This window comes from Afipia sp. GAS231, assembly GCF_900103365.1.
Classification (GTDB): Bacteria; Pseudomonadota; Alphaproteobacteria; order Rhizobiales; family Xanthobacteraceae; genus Bradyrhizobium.
In genome coordinates this window covers 5,877,650-5,895,390 of the sequence record NZ_LT629703.1, presented here as the reverse complement: position 1 = coordinate 5,895,390, position 17,741 = coordinate 5,877,650, and the positions used below count along the sequence as shown (strand labels likewise).

General features: G+C 63.6%; 14 protein-coding genes and 1 pseudogene. 8 read left to right on the top strand and 7 right to left on the bottom strand.

The window, feature by feature from the left end; all coding sequences use genetic code 11:
• The first annotated feature begins 79 nt into the window (after nucleotides 1-79).
• The 6 genes from BLS26_RS27940 to BLS26_RS27915 all read left to right on the top strand — a co-directional run bounded on the left by BLS26_RS27940 (nucleotide 80) and on the right by BLS26_RS27915 (nucleotide 7,408).
• Nucleotides 80-1,498 (top strand): M20 family metallopeptidase, encoded by a 1,419-nt coding sequence (locus tag BLS26_RS27940; RefSeq protein ID WP_092515744.1) that lies wholly within the window; start codon nucleotides 80-82, stop codon nucleotides 1,496-1,498.
• Between the two features lie 266 nt (nucleotides 1,499-1,764).
• The gene (locus BLS26_RS27935) at nucleotides 1,765-3,561 is read left to right on the top strand and encodes a peptide ABC transporter substrate-binding protein (protein ID WP_092515743.1); all 1,797 of its coding nucleotides are present in this window, start codon (nucleotides 1,765-1,767) and stop codon (nucleotides 3,559-3,561) included.
• 28 nt (nucleotides 3,562-3,589) lie between these two features.
• Entirely contained in the window at nucleotides 3,590-4,549 is a 960-nt protein-coding gene (locus BLS26_RS27930) for an ABC transporter permease (RefSeq protein ID WP_092515742.1), read from the top strand.
• Complete coding sequence (locus BLS26_RS27925) at nucleotides 4,515-5,432, top strand: ABC transporter permease (RefSeq protein ID WP_092515741.1); 918 nt, start codon at nucleotides 4,515-4,517, stop codon at nucleotides 5,430-5,432. Before BLS26_RS27930 ends, BLS26_RS27925 begins: the two co-directional genes overlap by 35 nt.
• A complete protein-coding gene (locus tag BLS26_RS27920; protein WP_092515740.1) occupies nucleotides 5,433-6,413 on the top strand; it encodes an ABC transporter ATP-binding protein in 981 nt (326 codons plus the stop codon).
• Complete coding sequence (locus tag BLS26_RS27915; RefSeq protein WP_305764654.1) at nucleotides 6,410-7,408, top strand: ABC transporter ATP-binding protein; 999 nt, start codon at nucleotides 6,410-6,412, stop codon at nucleotides 7,406-7,408. The genes BLS26_RS27920 and BLS26_RS27915 overlap by 4 nt, the downstream gene beginning before the upstream one ends.
• A 35-nt stretch (nucleotides 7,409-7,443) precedes the next feature.
• Here BLS26_RS27915 and BLS26_RS27910 read toward each other — a convergent pair.
• From BLS26_RS27910 to BLS26_RS27900, 3 genes and pseudogenes are all read right to left on the bottom strand, one after another.
• Nucleotides 7,444-8,372, bottom strand: a pseudogene (locus BLS26_RS27910) (dihydrodipicolinate synthase family protein).
• 12 nt (nucleotides 8,373-8,384) lie between these two features.
• Nucleotides 8,385-9,569, bottom strand: a complete 1,185-nt coding sequence (locus BLS26_RS27905) for a CaiB/BaiF CoA-transferase family protein (protein ID WP_092515739.1) — start codon at nucleotides 9,567-9,569, stop codon at nucleotides 8,385-8,387.
• Between the two features lie 57 nt (nucleotides 9,570-9,626).
• Complete coding sequence (locus BLS26_RS27900; RefSeq protein ID WP_172804718.1) at nucleotides 9,627-11,951, bottom strand: xanthine dehydrogenase family protein molybdopterin-binding subunit; 2,325 nt, start codon at nucleotides 11,949-11,951, stop codon at nucleotides 9,627-9,629.
• Between the two features lie 102 nt (nucleotides 11,952-12,053).
• On the opposite strand from BLS26_RS27900, the gene BLS26_RS27895 reads away from it, so the two are divergent.
• Together BLS26_RS27895 and BLS26_RS27890 are read left to right on the top strand one after the other, a co-directional pair.
• Nucleotides 12,054-12,944 (top strand): hypothetical protein, encoded by an 891-nt coding sequence (locus BLS26_RS27895; RefSeq protein WP_092515737.1) that lies wholly within the window; start codon nucleotides 12,054-12,056, stop codon nucleotides 12,942-12,944.
• A 115-nt stretch (nucleotides 12,945-13,059) separates the two neighbouring features.
• Entirely contained in the window at nucleotides 13,060-13,518 is a 459-nt protein-coding gene (locus BLS26_RS27890) for a dCMP deaminase family protein (protein WP_092515736.1), read from the top strand.
• 15 nt (nucleotides 13,519-13,533) lie between these two features.
• On the opposite strand, the gene upp is transcribed toward BLS26_RS27890, so the two are convergent.
• From upp to BLS26_RS27870, 4 genes are all read right to left on the bottom strand, one after another.
• Nucleotides 13,534-14,163 carry a uracil phosphoribosyltransferase gene (gene upp / locus BLS26_RS27885; protein WP_092515735.1) on the bottom strand — a complete coding sequence of 210 codons (630 nt, stop codon included), beginning with the start codon at nucleotides 14,161-14,163 and terminating at the stop codon, nucleotides 13,534-13,536.
• A 15-nt stretch (nucleotides 14,164-14,178) separates the two neighbouring features.
• Nucleotides 14,179-15,423 carry a URC4/urg3 family protein gene (locus BLS26_RS27880; RefSeq protein WP_092518684.1) on the bottom strand — a complete coding sequence of 415 codons (1,245 nt, stop codon included), beginning with the start codon at nucleotides 15,421-15,423 and terminating at the stop codon, nucleotides 14,179-14,181.
• Nucleotides 15,424-15,431: 8 nt separating this feature from the next.
• Nucleotides 15,432-16,679: a GTP cyclohydrolase II gene (locus tag BLS26_RS27875; RefSeq protein WP_092515734.1), complete on the bottom strand. Its 1,248-nt coding sequence runs from the start codon at nucleotides 16,677-16,679 to the stop codon at nucleotides 15,432-15,434.
• 579 nt (nucleotides 16,680-17,258) lie between these two features.
• Entirely contained in the window at nucleotides 17,259-17,684 is a 426-nt protein-coding gene (locus tag BLS26_RS27870; RefSeq protein WP_092515733.1) for a DUF2147 domain-containing protein, read from the bottom strand.
• Nucleotides 17,685-17,741 lie beyond the last annotated feature (57 nt).

Below are 17,741 nucleotides of genomic sequence, written 5' to 3'. Positions count from 1 at the left end.
CTGCCAGGCGCTAGGCGCGATCCGGCGAAGCTGATAATAATTGCAATCCTTACATCGAGTTAAAGATCGGGATCTGACGATGGATAACCGCAGTGACATCTGGCGTGGCGTCGACACCATCAAGCCGCGTTTCGTCGCCCTCGCCGACAGGGTCTGGGCGATGCCGGAGGTGTGTTACACCGAGGCGCGCTCGTCGGCCGAACATCTGGCCGAGCTGCGCCATCAGGGTTTCCGCATCACCGAGAAGGTCGCCGGCATTCCCACCGCCTTGATGGGCGAAGCGGGCGAAGGCGGCCCGGTCATCGCTTTCCTTGGCGAGTATGACGCGCTGCCGGGCCTCAGCCAGGAAGCCGGCGTGGCGGAACATCGCCCGATCGAAGCCGGCGGCCACGGCCACGGCTGCGGCCACAATCTGCTCGGCTCCGCGGCCTTGCTTGCTGCCACCGCCGTGAAGGACTGGCTTGCCGCCAACAAGGTGCCCGGCCGCGTGCGCTATTACGGCTGCCCCGCGGAAGAAGGCGGTGCCGCGAAAGCCTTCATGGTGCGCTCCGGAGCTTTCGAGGACGCCGACATCGCCATCACCTGGCATCCGTCGAGCTTCTGGGAAGTCGTGGTGACGCCGTCGCTCGCCAATACCCGCGCCGACTTCATCTTCACCGGCCGCACCTCGCATGCCGCAGCTTCGCCGCATCTCGGCCGCAGCGCGCTCGACGCGGTGGAACTGATGAGTGTCGGCGTCAACTATATGCGCGAGCACATGCCGAGCGACGCCCGCATTCATTATGCCGTGCTCGACACCGGCGGCATTGCGCCCAACGTGGTGCAGGCCCATGCCCGCGTGCGCTATTCGATCCGCGCCCGCGACCTTCCCGGCATGAACGAACTGGTGGCGCGCGTCCACAAGGTCGCGCAGGGCGCGGCGATGATGACCGAGACCAAGGTCGAGATGCGGATCATTTCCGCCGTCTCCAACATCCTGTTCAACACCCCGCTCGAGGAAGCGCTGCATGGCATCATGCAGGAACTCGGCCCGCCGCATTTCGACGAGGCCGACAAGGATTTCGCCGCCAAGATCCAGTCGACGCTATCAGACAAGGACATCGCCAGCGTCTATTACACGATCGGCATGGACCCCACCGACCGGCCGCTGGCCGATTTTTTGGTTCCAATGGATGCCAAGCGCAATCCGCAGATCGGTTCGACCGATGTCGGCGACGTCAGCTGGGTGGTGCCGACCGTGCAGGTCCACGCCCCGACGATCGCGATCGGCACCCCCTTGCACACCTGGCAGGTGGTGGCGCAGGGCAAGACCCCGGCCGCCCACAAGGCGATGGTGCAGGCCGCGAAGGCAATGGCCGGACTCGGCATCAAGGCGCTGACCGAGCCGACCTTGATCGCCGCCGCCAAGGCCGACCTGAAGAAGCGCACCGCCCGCACACCCTATGTCTGCCCGATGCCGGACAGTGTGGCGCCGCCATTGGACATGTCGCTGGGCTGATCTGGTCAGATAGCCCGGCGAACAAATTTTTTGCAGTCTGGAACGCGTTTGGCCCCGGGATACCCGTGGTTTGCCGAAGCCGTGTGCGCCGCAGCGTCCTTCTGCCCAAGCGATCACCAAAATCCACGCCCCACGATCTGGATTGTCGCAGGCCAGACGTTGACGTTCGAGGCATTTGGTGTGCCATCTATTGCCATCTGCCAAAGGCATACCCGGCGCACCCCCGCGGTGCGCCGTGACGAGACGCGAACCGGACGAGGGGAACCATGCTGGATAACGAACTGCGTACCATGATCGACGAGGTGAAGGACAGCCGCATGGATCGCCGCGGCTTCATTCAACGCATGATCGCCCTTGGCCTCACCGCCCCCATGGCCACTCAAATTCTCGCCATCGGCGGCGTCGCGATGGCCCAGACCTCCACGGCGTACCCGCCGACCAAGCGTGGCGGCGGCGGCCCGCTCAAACTGTTGTGGTGGCAGGGGCCGACCCTGCTCAATCCGCATTTTGCCACCGGCACCAAGGACCAGGACGCCTCGCGCATCTTCTACGAGCCGCTCGCAAGCTGGGATGTCGACGGCCATCTCAACCCGATCCTCGCCGCCGAAATTCCCTCGATCCAGAACGGCGGCCTGGCCGCCGACGCCAAATCGGTAACCTGGAAACTCAAGCCCGGCGTCAAATGGCACGATGGCAAGCCGTTCACCGCTGACGACGTGGTGTTCAACTGGGCCTACGCCACCGATCCCGCGACCGCCGCGGTGAGCACCGGCTCTTTCGGCGATGCCACGGTCGAGAAACTCGACGACCTCACCGTCCGCGTCCTGTTCAAGACCCCGACCCCGTTCTGGGCCAATGCCTTTGTCGGCGGCTACGGCTGCATCATCCCGAAACACCTGTTCGCGGACTATAAAGGCGCCAAATCCCGCGAGGCCCCGAACAATCTGAAACCGGTCGGTACCGGCCCCTACAAGTTCGTCGAGTTCAAGCCGGGCGACCTGATCCGCGGCGAGATCAATCCCGACTATCACATGGCCAACCGGCCCTACTTCGACACGATTGAACTGAAGGGCGGCGGCGATGCCGTCTCGGCGGCCCGCGCCATCATCCAGACCGGCGAATATGACTATGCCTGGAACATGCAGGTCGAGGACGAGGTCCTGCTGCGCCTCGAAAAGGGCGGCAAGGGCAAGACCATTTACGCGGTCGGCGGTGACATCGAGTTCATCGCCGTCAACTTCACCGATCCCTACACCGAGGTGGATGGCGAACGTTCCTCGATGAAGACCAAGCATCCGATCCTGTCCGATCCGAAGGTGCGCAAAGCACTGTCGCTGCTGGTCGACCGTGACGCCGTGCAGAAGGTGATTTACGGCCGCGCCGGCCGCACCACCGCCAACTATCTCAACGGGCCCGGACCGTTCGTTTCCAAGAATACCTCGTGGGAGTTCAGCATCGAGAAGGCGGGCAAGCTGCTCGACGAGGCCGGATGGAAACCGGGCGCCGACGGCATCCGCGAGAAGGACGGCAAGAAGCTGAAGCTGCTCTATCAGACCTCGACCAACGGCCCGCGGCAGAAGACCCAGGCCATCGTCAAGCAGGCCTGCCAGAAGGCCGGGATCGATGTGGAACTGAAATCGGTCGTCGCATCGGTGTTCTTCTCTTCCGACGTCGCCAATACCGATACCTACTCCAAGTTCTACGCCGACATCGAGATGTTCCAGATCCCGATGACGCAGCCCGATCCGGCCCTGCAGATGCGCCGCTATCATTCGCGCTACGTGGCCACCAAGGAGAACAAGTGGCAGGGCCAGAATTTTCCGCGCTGGGTCAACAAGGATTACGACGCGGCGGTCGATGCGGCGGAAAACGAAATCGACCCGGTCAAGCGCGCGGAACTCTACATCAAGTGCAACGACCTGATGTGGCAGGACAACGCCATGATTCCCGTGATGCACCGCATCAAGGTCGGCGCCTCCTCCAATTCGATGCGCCCGGTGATGAGCGGCTGGGCCAACGACCTCGACAACCTGCAGGACTGGTATCGGGAGGCGACGGGATAGCGTCGAAGGGCAAAGGGATTATTCCCTCATGGGCCAATATGTCCTGCGTCGCCTTCTGATCGCGATACCGAGTCTGCTCGGCATCTCGCTCGTTCTGTACACCGTGCTGGCGCTGGCGCCCGGCGATCCCTTTGGCGAACTGGCGACCAACCCGAACGTGCCGCCCGAAGTCGCCGCGGCGCTGCGGGCCAGCTTCGGCCTCGATGACCCGATCTATCTGCGCTACCTGCACTGGCTGGTGGCAATGGCGCACGGCGACTGGGGTTTTTCCTTTGTCAGCCGGATGAACGTCGACGCGCTGATCCTGCAACGGCTGCCGACCACGCTCTATGTGATCGGCTCGGCGCAACTGCTGGCCCTCTCCATTGCAATCCCGGTCGGCGTCTACGCCGCCACCAAGCCGTATTCGATCTTCGACCAGATCGCCAACACGCTCGCCTTCATCGGCTTTTCACTGCCGACCTTCTTCACCGGCCTGCTGTTCATCCTGGTGTTTTCGGTCAAGCTGGACTGGCTGCCCTTTGTCTATTCGACCGACGTCAAGGGAAGTGGCATCCACTGGGTGCTCGAACAGATCAAGCAGGCGATCATGCCGGTGATGGTGCTCGGCCTGTTCCAGGCGGCTTCCATGACCCGCTTCGTGCGCTCGGCGATGCTGGACGTAATCCGGCTCGACTACGTCACCACCGCCCGCGCCAAGGGGCTCGGTCAGGCCACAGTGATCGTCAAGCATGTGATGCGCAACGCCATGATTCCGGTCGTCACCCTGATCGCGCTGCAGATGCCGGCCGTGTTCGGCGGCGCCATCGTCACCGAACAGATTTTTCGCATTCCGGGCATCGGCTCGCTGCTGATTTCCTCCATCCTCTCCAATGACACGCCGGTCGTGATGGCCGTGACGTTCGTCTTTGCCTGCCTTGTCGTGCTCTTCAATCTCATCGCGGACGTCCTGTATGGTTGGCTTGACCCTCGCATCTCGCTCCGCTGAGCGACGCGGCTACTCGCCCTGGCGCGAGACCTGGCGGCGCTATCGCCGCCACAGGCTCGCCGTGGTCAGCGCGGTGCTGCTGCTGGTGCTGGCCGCGGCTGTTATCGTCGGCCCGTTCCTCTGGCGTATCCCGATCAACGAAATCGATTTCACCGCGCGGCTCGAAGGCCCCTCGCTCGCCCACCCCTTCGGCACCGACGATCTCGGCCAGGACATTCTCGCCCGCATGATCTATGGCGGGCGCATCTCGCTTGCGGTCGGGCTTGCCGCGATGGCGGTGTCTGTCATCGTCGGCACGCTGATCGGCGCACTCGCCGGCATGTCGCGCGGCGCGCTGGGCCATGGGCTGATGTGGCTCACCGACCTGTTTCTCTCGCTGCCGCAATTGCCGCTGCTGCTGCTCCTGATCTACCTGTTCCGCGACGGACTGAAGGCCGCGTTCGGCCCCGAGGGCGGCATCTTCATTCTGATCGTGCTTGTCATCGGCGGCCTGCGCTGGATGCCGGTCGCGCGCCTGGTGCGCGCCCAGTTCCTTTCGCTGCGCGAGAAGGAATTCGTCGAGGCCGCCCGCGCGCTCGGCGCCAGTCCGTTGCGGCAGATCGTCCGCCACATCCTGCCCAACGCGCTCGGACCCGTCATCATTGCCGGCACCATCGACGTCGCTGCGGCCATCATCGCGGAATCGACACTGTCGTTTCTCGGCCTCGGCTTTCCGCCGGATACGCCGACCTGGGGACGGTTGCTCTACGACGCCAAGGACTATCTCGACATCGCCGCACACTGGGCCATGTTCCCGGGCGGGGCGATCTTCATCGCCGTCGTCGCCATCAATTTCATCGGCGACGGGTTGCGCGATGCGCTCGATGCACGGCGGGTGATCTGAATGGCGCCGCTGCTCGAAATCAAGGGACTGAAGACCCACTTCTCCACCGACGACGGCATCCTGCAAGCCGTCGACGGTGTCGATCTCTCGATCAACAAGGGCGAGACGCTGTGCGTGGTCGGCGAATCCGGTTGCGGGAAAACCGTCACCGCGATGTCGATCCTCAAGCTGATCGCGATGCCGCCGGGCCGCATCGCTGCGGGCCAAATCATCTTCGAAGGCCGCGACCTCGTGCCGCTGACCAGCGATCAACTGGATGAAATCCGCGCCAAGGAAATCGGCTTCATCTTCCAGGAGCCAATGACCTCGCTCAACCCGGTGCTGACGATCGGCGAACAGATCGCCGAGAGCCTGCGCCGCCACGAGGCCGTGACGAGCAGGCAGGCAATCGCCCGCACCATCGAGATGCTGCAACTGGTGCAGATCCCGAATGCCGCGGGCCGCGTATATGACTACCCGCACCAATTCTCCGGCGGCATGCGCCAGCGCGTCATGATTGCGATGGCGCTGGCCTGCAAGCCCAAGCTCGTCATCGCGGACGAGCCGACCACCGCGCTCGACGTCACCATCCAGGCGCAAATCCTCGATCTCCTGCAGGACATGAAAGAGCGCTTCGGCATGGCGGTCATGCTGATCACCCATGCGATGGGCGTGGTGGCCGAGACCGCGCAGCGCGTGGTGGTGATGTATGCCGGAAAGGTCGTCGAGGAGGCCAGTGTCGACAGCTTGTTCGAAAGCCCGGGTCATCCCTACACGCAGGGCCTGATCCGCTCGATTCCCCGCATCGACCTCGCCGCCACCCACAAGACCCGGCTGGAGGCGATCGGCGGCTCGGTGCCGAGCCTGATCAATCCCGCCCCCGGCTGCCGCTTCGCCGCGCGCTGCCGCCATGTCATGAACATCTGTACCGAGGTGGAACCGTTGCTGCGCGAGATCGCGCCCGGTCACCGCATGGCCTGCCATCTCGGAGCCGTGCCATGAGCGAGCTTCCGATGAGCAAGCCTGAAACCAGCGAACCGCTGTTGCGTGTCACCGATCTCAAGAAGCATTTTGCCATCAAGGGCGGGCTGCTTTCGCGCGAGGTCGGACGCGTTCATGCCGTGGATGGCGTCTCGTTTGCGGTAAAGCGCGGCGAGACGCTCGGACTGGTCGGCGAATCCGGCTGCGGAAAATCCACCACCGCCCGCTGCGTGATGCGCCTGATCGAACCCAGCGAAGGCGAGATTATCTTTGACGGGCAGAATGTGCTGGGCCTCGACGGCGACGACCTGCGGGCGATGCGGCGCAACATCCAGATCGTATTCCAGGATCCGTTCGCCTCGCTCAATCCGCGCATGACCATCGGCGCGATCCTCGGCGAAGCCTTCATCATCCACAAGCTCGCCTCCTCGGCCAGCGAACGCGACGAGCGTGTCGCGAGCCTGCTGCTCAAGGTCGGGCTCAAGCCCGAGCACATGCGGCGCTATCCGCACGAATTTTCCGGCGGCCAACGCCAGCGCATCGTGATCGCGCGTGCGCTCGCGGTCGAGCCCAAATTCATCGTCTGCGACGAGCCGGTTTCGGCGCTCGACGTTTCGATCCAGGCGCAGGTGATCAATCTGCTGGAAGACCTGCAGGCCGAACTGAACCTCACATATTTATTCGTCGCCCACGACCTGTCCGTGGTCGAGCATATTTCCGACCGCGTCGCGGTGATGTATCTCGGCCGCATCGTCGAGCTTGCGCGCGCCAGCGATCTCTATCGCAACCCGCAGCATCCCTACACGCAGGCGCTACTCTCCGCCGTGCCGGTGCCGGACCCCAAGGTGAAGCGCAAGCGGATCCGTCTGCAGGGCGACGTACCGAGCCCGATGAACCCGCCGAAGGGCTGCCATTTCCACACCCGCTGCCCGATCGCCGAACCGCGGTGCCGCGAAACCTCACCGGAACTGAAGCAGGGCAGCGACGGACATTTCGTGGCGTGCCATCTGGCGTGAGGCGTGCGCGCCGCCTCACGCATGCGACGAGATAGTCACTTGCCCCAGCGCAACACCACCGGATCGAGCTGGCGCGCAATTTCGATCAGCCCTGCGCGCGTCTTCGGATGAAGTTTTTGCAGGGGATGGCGGACCATTTCCGATCCGATCACGCCGCCCTCCTGCATCAGGGCTTTACAGGCCTGCAGGCCGCATTGCCGGTTCTCGTAATTGATCAGCGGCAACCAGCGCGCATAGGCGGCCATTGCCTCGTCCCGGCGGCCGGCGAAGTACGGATCCATGATCTGCCTGATGCCATCGGGATAACCGCCGCCGGTCATCGCGCCGGTCGCCCCCGCCTCGAGGTCGGCCATCAGCGTAATCGCTTCCTCGCCATCCCAGGGACCTTCGATGGCGGTGCCGCCGGCGGCAATCAGATCGCGCAACTTGGCCGCCGCCATCGGCACCTCGACCTTGAAGTAGCTGATATTCCCGATTTCCCTTGCCATCCGCGCCAGGAACGCGACCGAGAGCGGCGTACCGGCCACCGGTGCATCCTGGATCATGATCGGAATTGAAATCGCGTCCGACACACGCTTGTAGAATTCGTAGATCGCGGGCTCGCCGACCCGGAAGGTCCACCGTGATAGGGCGGCATCACCATCACCATCGCCGCGCCGAGATCCTGCGCCCGCCGCGAGCGCTCGGCACAGATCTGCGAGCCGAAATGCGTGGTGGTGACGATGACCGGCACGCGCCCCGCCACATGGTCGAGCACGGCCACCATCACCTGATCGCGCTCGTCGTCGGTGAGGACGAATTGCTCGGAGAAATTGGCCAGGATGCAGAGGCCGTGAGAGCCCGCATCGATCATGAAATCGATACAGCGGCGCTGCCCTTCGAGGTCGAGTTCACCGGACTCGCCGAAGATGGTCGGAGCGACCGGGAAGACGCCCCGGTACGGCCGTTTGAACGTCGGACTCATGCTGCGTATCCTCTACACTACCCTGTTTTTCCGAAGCACCGCGATCGCGGCGGCGTCATAGCCGAGCTCAGCCAGCACCATATCGGTGTGCTCGCCGAGCGTCGGCGGCCGCGTCACGATCGCGCCGGGGGTTTCCGACAGCCGCACCGCGGCGCGCGCCGTCGGCGCGGGTTTCGGCAGACCGGGATAATCGACGTCCTGCAGGAACCCGGCGGCGCGAATATGCGGATGGTCCAGCGCCTCCTGCGGGCTCAGGACGGGACCTGCCGGAATCATCGCTTGGCCCAACGTATCGAGCGCCTCCTGCGAGGTACGCTCGGCGCACCAGCGCGCCATCCGCTCGCTGATGACAGGACCGTTCTCGCCGCGCTTGAGATCGTCGGCAAAGCGCGGATCCTGCAGCCAGTGGTCCTCGCCCATCAATTTGGCCCAGCGGATAAACAGCGGATGGCCCGTCACCTGACACAGCACCCAGCCGTCTTTGGTGCGATAGATATCGACCGGCGCCGCGGTCTGGCCGAGATTGCCGGTCGGCACGCGATTGGGCGCGATCACGGCCTGTTCGATCAGCCCCGCGTTGGTGAAGGACAGCGCGGTCGCCAGCAGCGCGCCCTCGACGATCTGGCCGCGTCCGGACTTCGCCTTCTCCATCAGCGCCGCCAGCGTGCCGAACGCGCAATGCAGCGCCGTTCCGAAATCGACCCAGTTGACGGCGGCGCGGTACGGCGGATCGCCCATGCCGGTCATATAGACCGCCCCCGACATCACCTGCCCGACGCCGTCGAAGCCGACGCGGTCGGACCACGGCCCCGGTCCGCCGAACGCGGTCGCCGTGGTCAAAATGATGTCCGGCTTGATCGCCTTCAACGACGCGTAATCGAGCTTCATGGCCTGGAGCGTTTGCGGTGGCAGATTGGCGACGACGACATCGGCGGTGGCGACCAGCCGGCGCATCACCTCCTGGCCCTCGGACTTCATCGGATTGAGCGTGATGCACTTCTTGTTGCGGTTGATCTGCAGAAACAGCGCGCCCTCGCCGCCTTCACCGACCGGTGCGACGAAGCGATCCTCGCTGCCATCGAGCTTTTCCACGCGAATGACTTCGGCACCGAACTCGGCCAGCAGGGTCGCGCAATACGGCCCCGCGATATAGCGCCCGAAATCCAGGACGCGCACGCCCTCCAGAACTCCCCCCATCAACCTATTCCCTTTGCTTTCGTTTGGCCGAAGCGTTCTCTAATTGCGGGCAGCGAGTCAACTGTTCTGGCTTCCTCGTCTGGCCGCCTCGATCGCGTGCCAGATGCGGGAGGGCGTTGCCGGCATATCGAGCTGCGTGACGCCCAACGGCGCCAGTGCGTTCATCACCGCGTTCATGATGGTGGCGGGTGCTGCGATGGCGCCGGCCTGACCGCTGCCCTTTACGCCCAGCCGGTTGGCGCGGCTCGGAAAGTCCGGCGTCAGGCTACCCTCGAACGCGGGAATATCAGCGGCGCGCGGCAGCGCGTAATCCATCAACGATCCCGAAAGGATCTGGCCGGTCTTGACGTCGTACAGCGCCTGCTCGAACAGCGCCTGTCCGATGCCCTGCACCACGCCGCCATGCACCTGTCCCAGCGTCAGGCGCGGATCGAGCAGGCGGCCGTAATCATCGAAGATCACGTACCGCTCGAGCTTCACCTCGCCGGTCGCGGGATCGATCTCGACTTCGGCGACATGGCAGCCGTTGGGAAAGGTGTAACGGTCGCAGAGGTGGGTTGCACGATGCGTCAGGCCGGGCGCGACATCGTCACCGGGCGATTGATATGAAGCGTGCGCCACTTCATCGAGGCTGATCTCTTGCCCGGTCGCGGCCACGCGCAAGGTGCCAGCTTCGTAACTGACGGCATCGACATTGGTTTGCAGCAGCCGCGCCGCCAGCCGCCGCGCATTTTCGATCAGGCCTTCGGCCGCCATCAGCAGCGCGGTCCCGCCCTGGTGCATCGAGCGCGCGCCGCCATGTCCACCGCCGCTGTCGAGATCGTCGGTATCGCCCTGCCGAAATCGAAATCGCTCCAGCGGCAACCCCAACGCATCGGCGGCGATCTGGGCATAGGTGGTTTCATGGCCCTGGCCATTCGAATGCGTGCCGACTTTGATATCGATCAGGCCATCCTCACCAAAGCCGGCTTCCGCCACTTCATTGGGTTGACCACGCGCGGTTTCAAGGAAGCAGGCATAGCCGAGACCACGCAGGCGGCCTCGCGCGCGCGAGCTTTTTTGGCGCGTCTTGAATCCTTCCATTGCTGCAACCGCATGATCGATCGCGTGCGCAAAGCTGCCCTGCTCGAGCGTAAGCCCCATTGCACTGGAATAGGGAAACCGCCTGACGATGTTCTTGCGCCGCAGTTTTAGCGCATCGATCCCGAGCCGTGCTGCGGATATATCGATCAGGCGCTCGATCAGATAGTTCGCCTCGGGCTTGCCGGCCCCGCGATAGGCGTCGACCGGCGTGGTGTTGGTGAACACGCCCTGCGCCTGAAATGCGATCAGCGGAATGGCGTAGACGCCGCCCATCGCGCTCGCCATCGCCATGGTCGGTACGACCGGCGCCACCGTCGAGACATAGGCGCCGAGATTGGCGAGGACCTTGGTTTCGAGCGCGAGGAAGCGGCCGTTGCGATCGAGCGCGAGGCGCGCCCGGATGAAGCTGTCGCGGCCATGCACCGAGGCCACGAAATCTTCGCCGCGGTCCCCGATCCACGTAACCGGACGGCCGAGGCGCCGGGCTGCGTACAGCACCAGCACCCATTCCGGATAGAGCACGTTCTTCATCCCGAAGCCGCCGCCGACGTCGGGAATACTGACACGAAGTTTTTCACGGGGGATGCGGAAGACCTGGTCGGCGAGCAGGTCGCGGATCGTATGCGCGCCAGCGGCCGATGCGGTCAAGTGTAGATGGCCACTCGCCGCGTCGAACTCGCCGAGCGCACCGCGTGTTTCCAGCGGTGCTGCGACCACGCGGTTGTTGACCAGTTCGCATTCCACGACATGCGCCGCACCGGCGATCGCGGCTTCCACCGGACCGATGTCGCCGCGGTTGAACTGGAACGCGATGTTGTCCCTGGCTTCCGGCCAGATCAACGCAGCTCCCGGCATCACGGCATCCGTGATCGTGACGACTGAAGCCAGCGGCTCGTAGTCGGCAACTACTGCTTCCGCCGCATCGCGCGCGTTTTCGGCGCTGTCCGCGACCACGAAGGCGATGGGTTCGCCGACATAGCGCACGACGTCACGCGCCAGCGCATGACAGGGCGGCACCACGAGCGGCGACGTCATCGGAATATGGGTCACCGCGCACGGCAGCGGGCCGAGTTGATCGGACGCCAGATCGGCGCCGGTGAGCACGGCTACGACGCCGGGCATCCGGCGCGCCGCGTCGACGTCAAGGCTGCGGATGCGTGCATGCGCATGCGGCGAGCGAGCGACAACGCCATGGAGCGCGTTCGGCGCGACCAGATCGGCGACGTAACACCCGCGCCCCCTTACGAAACGCGCGTCTTCCAGACGATTGATGCTGCGCCCCAGCAGTGGCTCGGTCATGTCAGGCTGTATGGAACTGGATGGCTGCCATGGCAATAGCAGCATCGAATGGCTCGATAACCCGGTTTAGTATAGCCTGCCTTCAGAGCCGGGACCGCATCCATGCATCAGACCTTCGATCGTGCCGCCGAGGACCTCGGCAACGCCATCCATCTCGAACACGTCAACGTCACGGTCCCCGATCAGCGTCTGGCAACATTGTTCTACATCGCGGGACTTGGGCTCACCCGCGATCCCTATCTGATGGTGTCCGACACCAACATGTGGGTCAATGTCGGCAAGAGCCAGTTTCACCTGCCTCAAGGCAAGGCGCAGGTGCTGCGCGGCCATACCGCGCTGGTGATAGAAGGCCGCGCGGCGCTGCTCGAACGGCTGGCGTCCGTCGCCAGGAAACTCGAAGGCACGGCGTTCGCCTTCGCCGAGCATAACGACTACGTCGAGGCGATCTGCCCGTGGGGCAATCGCCTGCGCTGCTACGAGCCGGATGCGAACCGTTTCGGACGCATCACGCTTGGCATTCCCTACGTCGAGTTCGACGTGCCGGTCGGAACCGCGCCGGCGATCTGCGCCTTCTATCCCGAGATTATGGGCATGCCGGCGAAGCTGCAGAATGGCGATGCGACCGTTGCTGTCGTGAACACCGGACGCGGCCAGCAGCTCCGGTTCCGCGAAACCGACCGGCCGCAGGGCGAATATGACGGCCACCATGTCCAGATCTACATCGCCAATTTTTCCGGACCGCACCGGCGGCTGGCGGAACGCAACCTGATCTACAGTGAGGACAACCCCTACCAGTACCGGTTTCGCGACCTCGTCGATCTCGCCAGCGGCAAGCACCTGTTCACGGTCGAGCACGAGGTCCGCAGCGCCACCCATCCGATGTTCATGCGGCCGATGGTCAACCGCAATCCGGCGCAGAACAACCGGAACTACGCCTTCGGCCACGACCAGTGGCTGTGGGCAATGGGGCCGGACGAATACGACCGCCGCTAGCGTCCGGCGTCCCGTTAACGGGGTCTTGACTGTTATTCGGGCCTATTTGATGCTGCAGCGCACGATAACGTCAGGGTGAGCGGAATTGCGAGACAGCAAATGGGATGAGCGGTTCATGCTTCTGGCCCACCAGTTGGCGGAATGGAGCATCGAGAAGGGACGGCGCGTCGGCGCCGTCATCGTCGGACCCGACAACGAGATTCGCTCCACCGGCTTCAACGGCCTGCCGCGCGGCGTCAACGATGCGGTGGAGGAACGTCACTCCCGCATCACCGGCGCGAAATACATCTGGAGCTGCCACGCCGAGCAGAACGCCATCTTCAACGCGGCCCGCATCGGCATCGCGCTGAAGGGCTGCGCGATCTACGTGCCCTGGTTTCCCTGCGTCGAATGCACCAAGGCGATCATTCAATCGGGAATCTCCGAGGTCATAGGCTACGAACTCGACCGTCCCAATTCCAATTGGGCCCAGGATTTCGCCATCGCCAGCACGATGCTGAAGGAAGCCAATGTCGTCGTCCGGTTCATTCCGAGACTCGCGGAGCTGCCGGACGTATCCGAAGACAATACCTGATCCGGGCGAGCTCCGTTATCTGGTGCCATAGGCGCGGTCGCCGGCGTCGCCGAGGCCCGGCACGATAAAAGCGTTCTTGTCGAGACCCTCGTCGATCGCAGCCAGCCAGACCGGAACATCCGGATGAATGCCGCGCATGCGCTCGATCCCTTCCGGAGAGGCGATCAGGCTGACGACCCGGATGTCATTGGCGCCCCGCTCCTTGAGCCGGTCGACCGCCGCGACCGACAGGTTCGCCGTCGCCAGCACGGGAGAGACCACGATCACCAGCCGTTCGTGCAGATCGCTCGGGGCCTTGAAGAAATATTCCACCGCCGTAAACGTCTCCGGCTCGCGATAGAGCCCGATATGGGCGACGCGTGCGGTCGGCACCAGGTCGAGCATGCCGTCGGCAAAGGTGACGCCGGCGCGCAGCACCGGCGCGAACACCAGCTTTTTGCCCGATATCTCCGGCGATTTCATCTTCGCCAGTGGCGTCTCGATCTCGACATCGGCGAGCGGCAGATCGCGCGTCACCTCGTAGCACAACAGCATTCCGATCTCCTTGAGGAGTTCGCGGAACGATTTTGTCGAGGTATCCTTGCTGCGCAACAGTGTCAGCTTGTGCTGCACCAGCGGGTGGCTAACGACCGTGACGCCTTCCATGGCAAAATCCTTGCTCTAAAATACCGTGCCGTCGCTGATGATTTTCACCGGAGGCGACGCGTCGGCGCGGCGCTCGCGCGCCAGCCGCCGTCCCGCCGCCCAGGTGCCGCCTTCCAGAATTTTTGCCAGCGGTAGTGCGCGTGCATCAAGCCCGAGACGCTGTCGCACACCGTCGGCGACGCGATCGAGCAACGCCACCGTCAGCGCCCGCCATTCCACGACAAGCGATGAAGCTACATCGTGCTCCCGGGACGCGTCGTCCGGATCGCGGAATGTCAGCACATCGTGATCGACGAACAGCCCGCCGTTGCGATATTCGGCAAGGCCCGTCAGCCCGTCGATATCGGTCACCTCGATGCCGGCCCGCTGCAGCGGTTCGATCAGCGAATAGGAAAGCCACTGCGAGAGCTTGTGCAGCGGCATCAGATAGCTGGTCGCGTCGCCGGTCGTCAGCATCGGATGCTTCCAGCAATCGCCGAGCGCGATGCCGCCGAGCGTCAGCCGCGACGGCCAGATTGGACCGAGTTCTTTCAACAGCCCCCACAAGATCGCCGGCGCCGGAAGCCTGCGATCGACGGCCAACGTTGCCAGCCAGTCGAACAGGCCGCCGGGCCGCGGCGTATCAAGGCTTGCGAACACACCCGGCTTCGCGGCCACCAGCCTGCCGAGGCTGCGCAACAGATTTACACGACCGTCGACGCCAACCAGCTGATTGTCGGCCGAGACCTGCATGCCGCGTTCGAGGTCGGCAACGGAGAAATTCGCTAATACCTCGGCATCGGCGCGAAGCGGATGTTGCGGATCGGACGAGAACGCGCCGCTGGTGAACATCGCAAGGCTTGCCAGTCCCAATCCTTCCGACCGACCGATCGCCGATCCGGTGACGGGATCGCGGTAGCGCCACGACGGGCCGGCGCCGGCATCGAGGAAGACGCTGACCATGGCAAGATCGAATTCGGCACGCCCCCGCGCCGCCGGGTCGGGCCATGCGATCCGGTCGGCCAGCGCAACCCAGCGGTCGACACCATTCAATGCAAAATGCCGCCAGCGCGAATGAAACGGGATCGCCAGTGTGGGGTAGGCCTTGCGCGTGGTTTCCACCACCAGCTCGGCGACAGAGTCCATGCGATCGAGGTGGATGCGAAAATTCGGCAAGCCGTCGTCGAGGCCGATCGCCAGCAGCCGATGGGCGCGCTGGCGAACGGCTGCGGCATTCAGCAACGACAACGCCGCCGCCGTTTCGGGGTTTTCGACGGACACGGCCGCGCTCAATATTTGTCGAGCGAGCGGCCGACAAAATCCCGCTGGGTCGGTTCATCCGGCGAATAGTAGCCGGCGGCCTTCTTCGCCACGATTTCGACCTGGGCATCCGCCGGCACCAGATCGTCGGGGATCGGTACGCGTTCGACGATATCGATGCCCTGGCTGGTCAGCGCATCATGCTTCATGTCGCTCATGGAAACGAAACGGTCGATCCGTTTCAGGCCGAGCCAGTGCACGACATCAGGCATCAATTGCTGGAATCTTGCATCCTGCACGCCTGCGACGCATTCGGTGCGCTCGAAATACTGGGCCGCGGCGTCGCCGCCTTCCTGTCGCTTGCGCGCGTTGTAGACCAGGAATTTGGTGACTTCGCCGAGCGCGCGGCCTTCCTTGCGGTTGTAGATGATGATGCCGAGTCCGCCGGTCTGTCCGGCGCGCACGCATTCCTCGATGCCGTGCAGCAGATACGGACGGCAGGTGCAGATATCCGAACCGAACACGTCCGAGCCGTTGCATTCGTCATGCACGCGGCAGGTGATCTGGGTGCGATGATCCGGCAGCTTGGTGACATCGCCGAACAGATAGCATGTGGTGCCGCCGATCGGTGGCAGGAACACGTGAAGGTCGGGCCGGGTCACCAGTTCGGGAAACATGCCGGCGGTCTGCTCGAACAACTGCCGGCGCAGGTTGTTTTCGGTGGTGCCGAACCGCGCGGCAAGTCCCGGCAGATACCACACCGGGTCGATCGCGATCTTGACGACGGAGACGCTGCCGCTCTCGTGAACGACTTCGCCGTCGCGCTTGAGCCGGCCCGCCGTGATCGCGGCCTGCAGTTCCGGCAGATCGAGGCGCGCGCGCGTAACCGCAATGCTCGGGCGGATATCGGTGCCCTCGGCGATTTGCTTGGAAAATTCTTCCGCGGCGAGATGTCCCCACGGATCGAGCGAGACGATCTTGTCCGGATCGGTCCATTGCGGGAACGGCCCGATCACCGCCGCCGGCTGGGTATTGGTCAGGTCGGGACGGCGGATCGGATCGAGCGCGCCCGACGACACCGCCAGCGCCCGATAGATCGAATAGGAGCCGCTGTGGGTGCCGATCACGTTGCGGTCCTGCGGACGTGAAACCGTGCCGATGACCGGCCCGCGCTCGCGCGCCGTCGCCGCACCCCAGTGGATCGGAAACTCAACCTTCGCGCCCGGCGCCGGGTGGGAAGTAATCCGGATATGGTCAGTCCGATTGGAGCGAGTCATCGTCACACACCAAAAGCTGCCGACTGTCCGCCGAGCGGAGGGGCCGGCCGCAACAATCGAAGGATTCTCCAATATGGAGCAATAGCCGCAGAATACAACGGGCGTTTGGCGGTGGCGCTGGCTGGCGACGCAGTGCCGATCGCACCGGTCTCCTGCAGAATTCCCTGCTAACAGGGAATTTTACAGGGAAATTCGAGATTTAGGCATGTCGGGGAAACGTTAGCAAAACTGCGCTGCAGGCACTTTTGGGGGTCCCTGACTAGGACAATTTGTGCGCAAGCAAGCAAGCCTTCATCTGCAACGGGGAACTGGGTTGGCAAAAAGTCGCCAGGAGCCTTGCTAACCTTGTATCGGAGGTTCTCCGTCCAAACCTTAAAGACCCACCAGCGATCGCCGCAAGACCACCTGGCACTCCCCCGGTCGCAGGGTCCCTGTTAAAGATCAGCGATAGCCCCAGTCCCAAGTGTGAAGAGCCGCGGCAACTTTGGCAGGTCGAGCGCCACTATCTGTCGACAGCTTACCATCAGTCCTTGGGCTGTGTCAGCTCGCCGGCGATAGGGCATATTTTATCGACTGAAGTTATTGGGAACGGACCCAAGCTTGGGATCTACAAAAGACTCCCATCACGCAACCAGTTACTGACAGTGAGTTTTTACCTGTGACTACAAGGCGTCCGGAATAACTCTTTCCGTCTCTCGGGTTGTAAAGCTGGCCTGCAAAACCATCTGCCGTCGGGGTTGGGGCCTGAAGTATCATCAAGCCTTCCAGCGGTCGTGTTCTTAATCTCAGATCCGGGTTGTTTGCATCGACGGCACCTTTTGTGGCGTTGACGATAGATCCACAATAACCGCGGCTACAGCGACTGATACGAACGGTCGAGCCCTGATCCTGCGTCAACCAGATACCCGACAGATCACCGTCCGTTTGAGCGTTCGCGTTGCCAGATGTCGCAATTCCGATAGCCAGTGCCAAACACACTGCCGTTATGCTCGAGACAAGTCCCATGTGGTCTACTCCTTTCTCTTCCACGAGTTCGAGCGCCGACGTGCGGGCGGGCCGGGG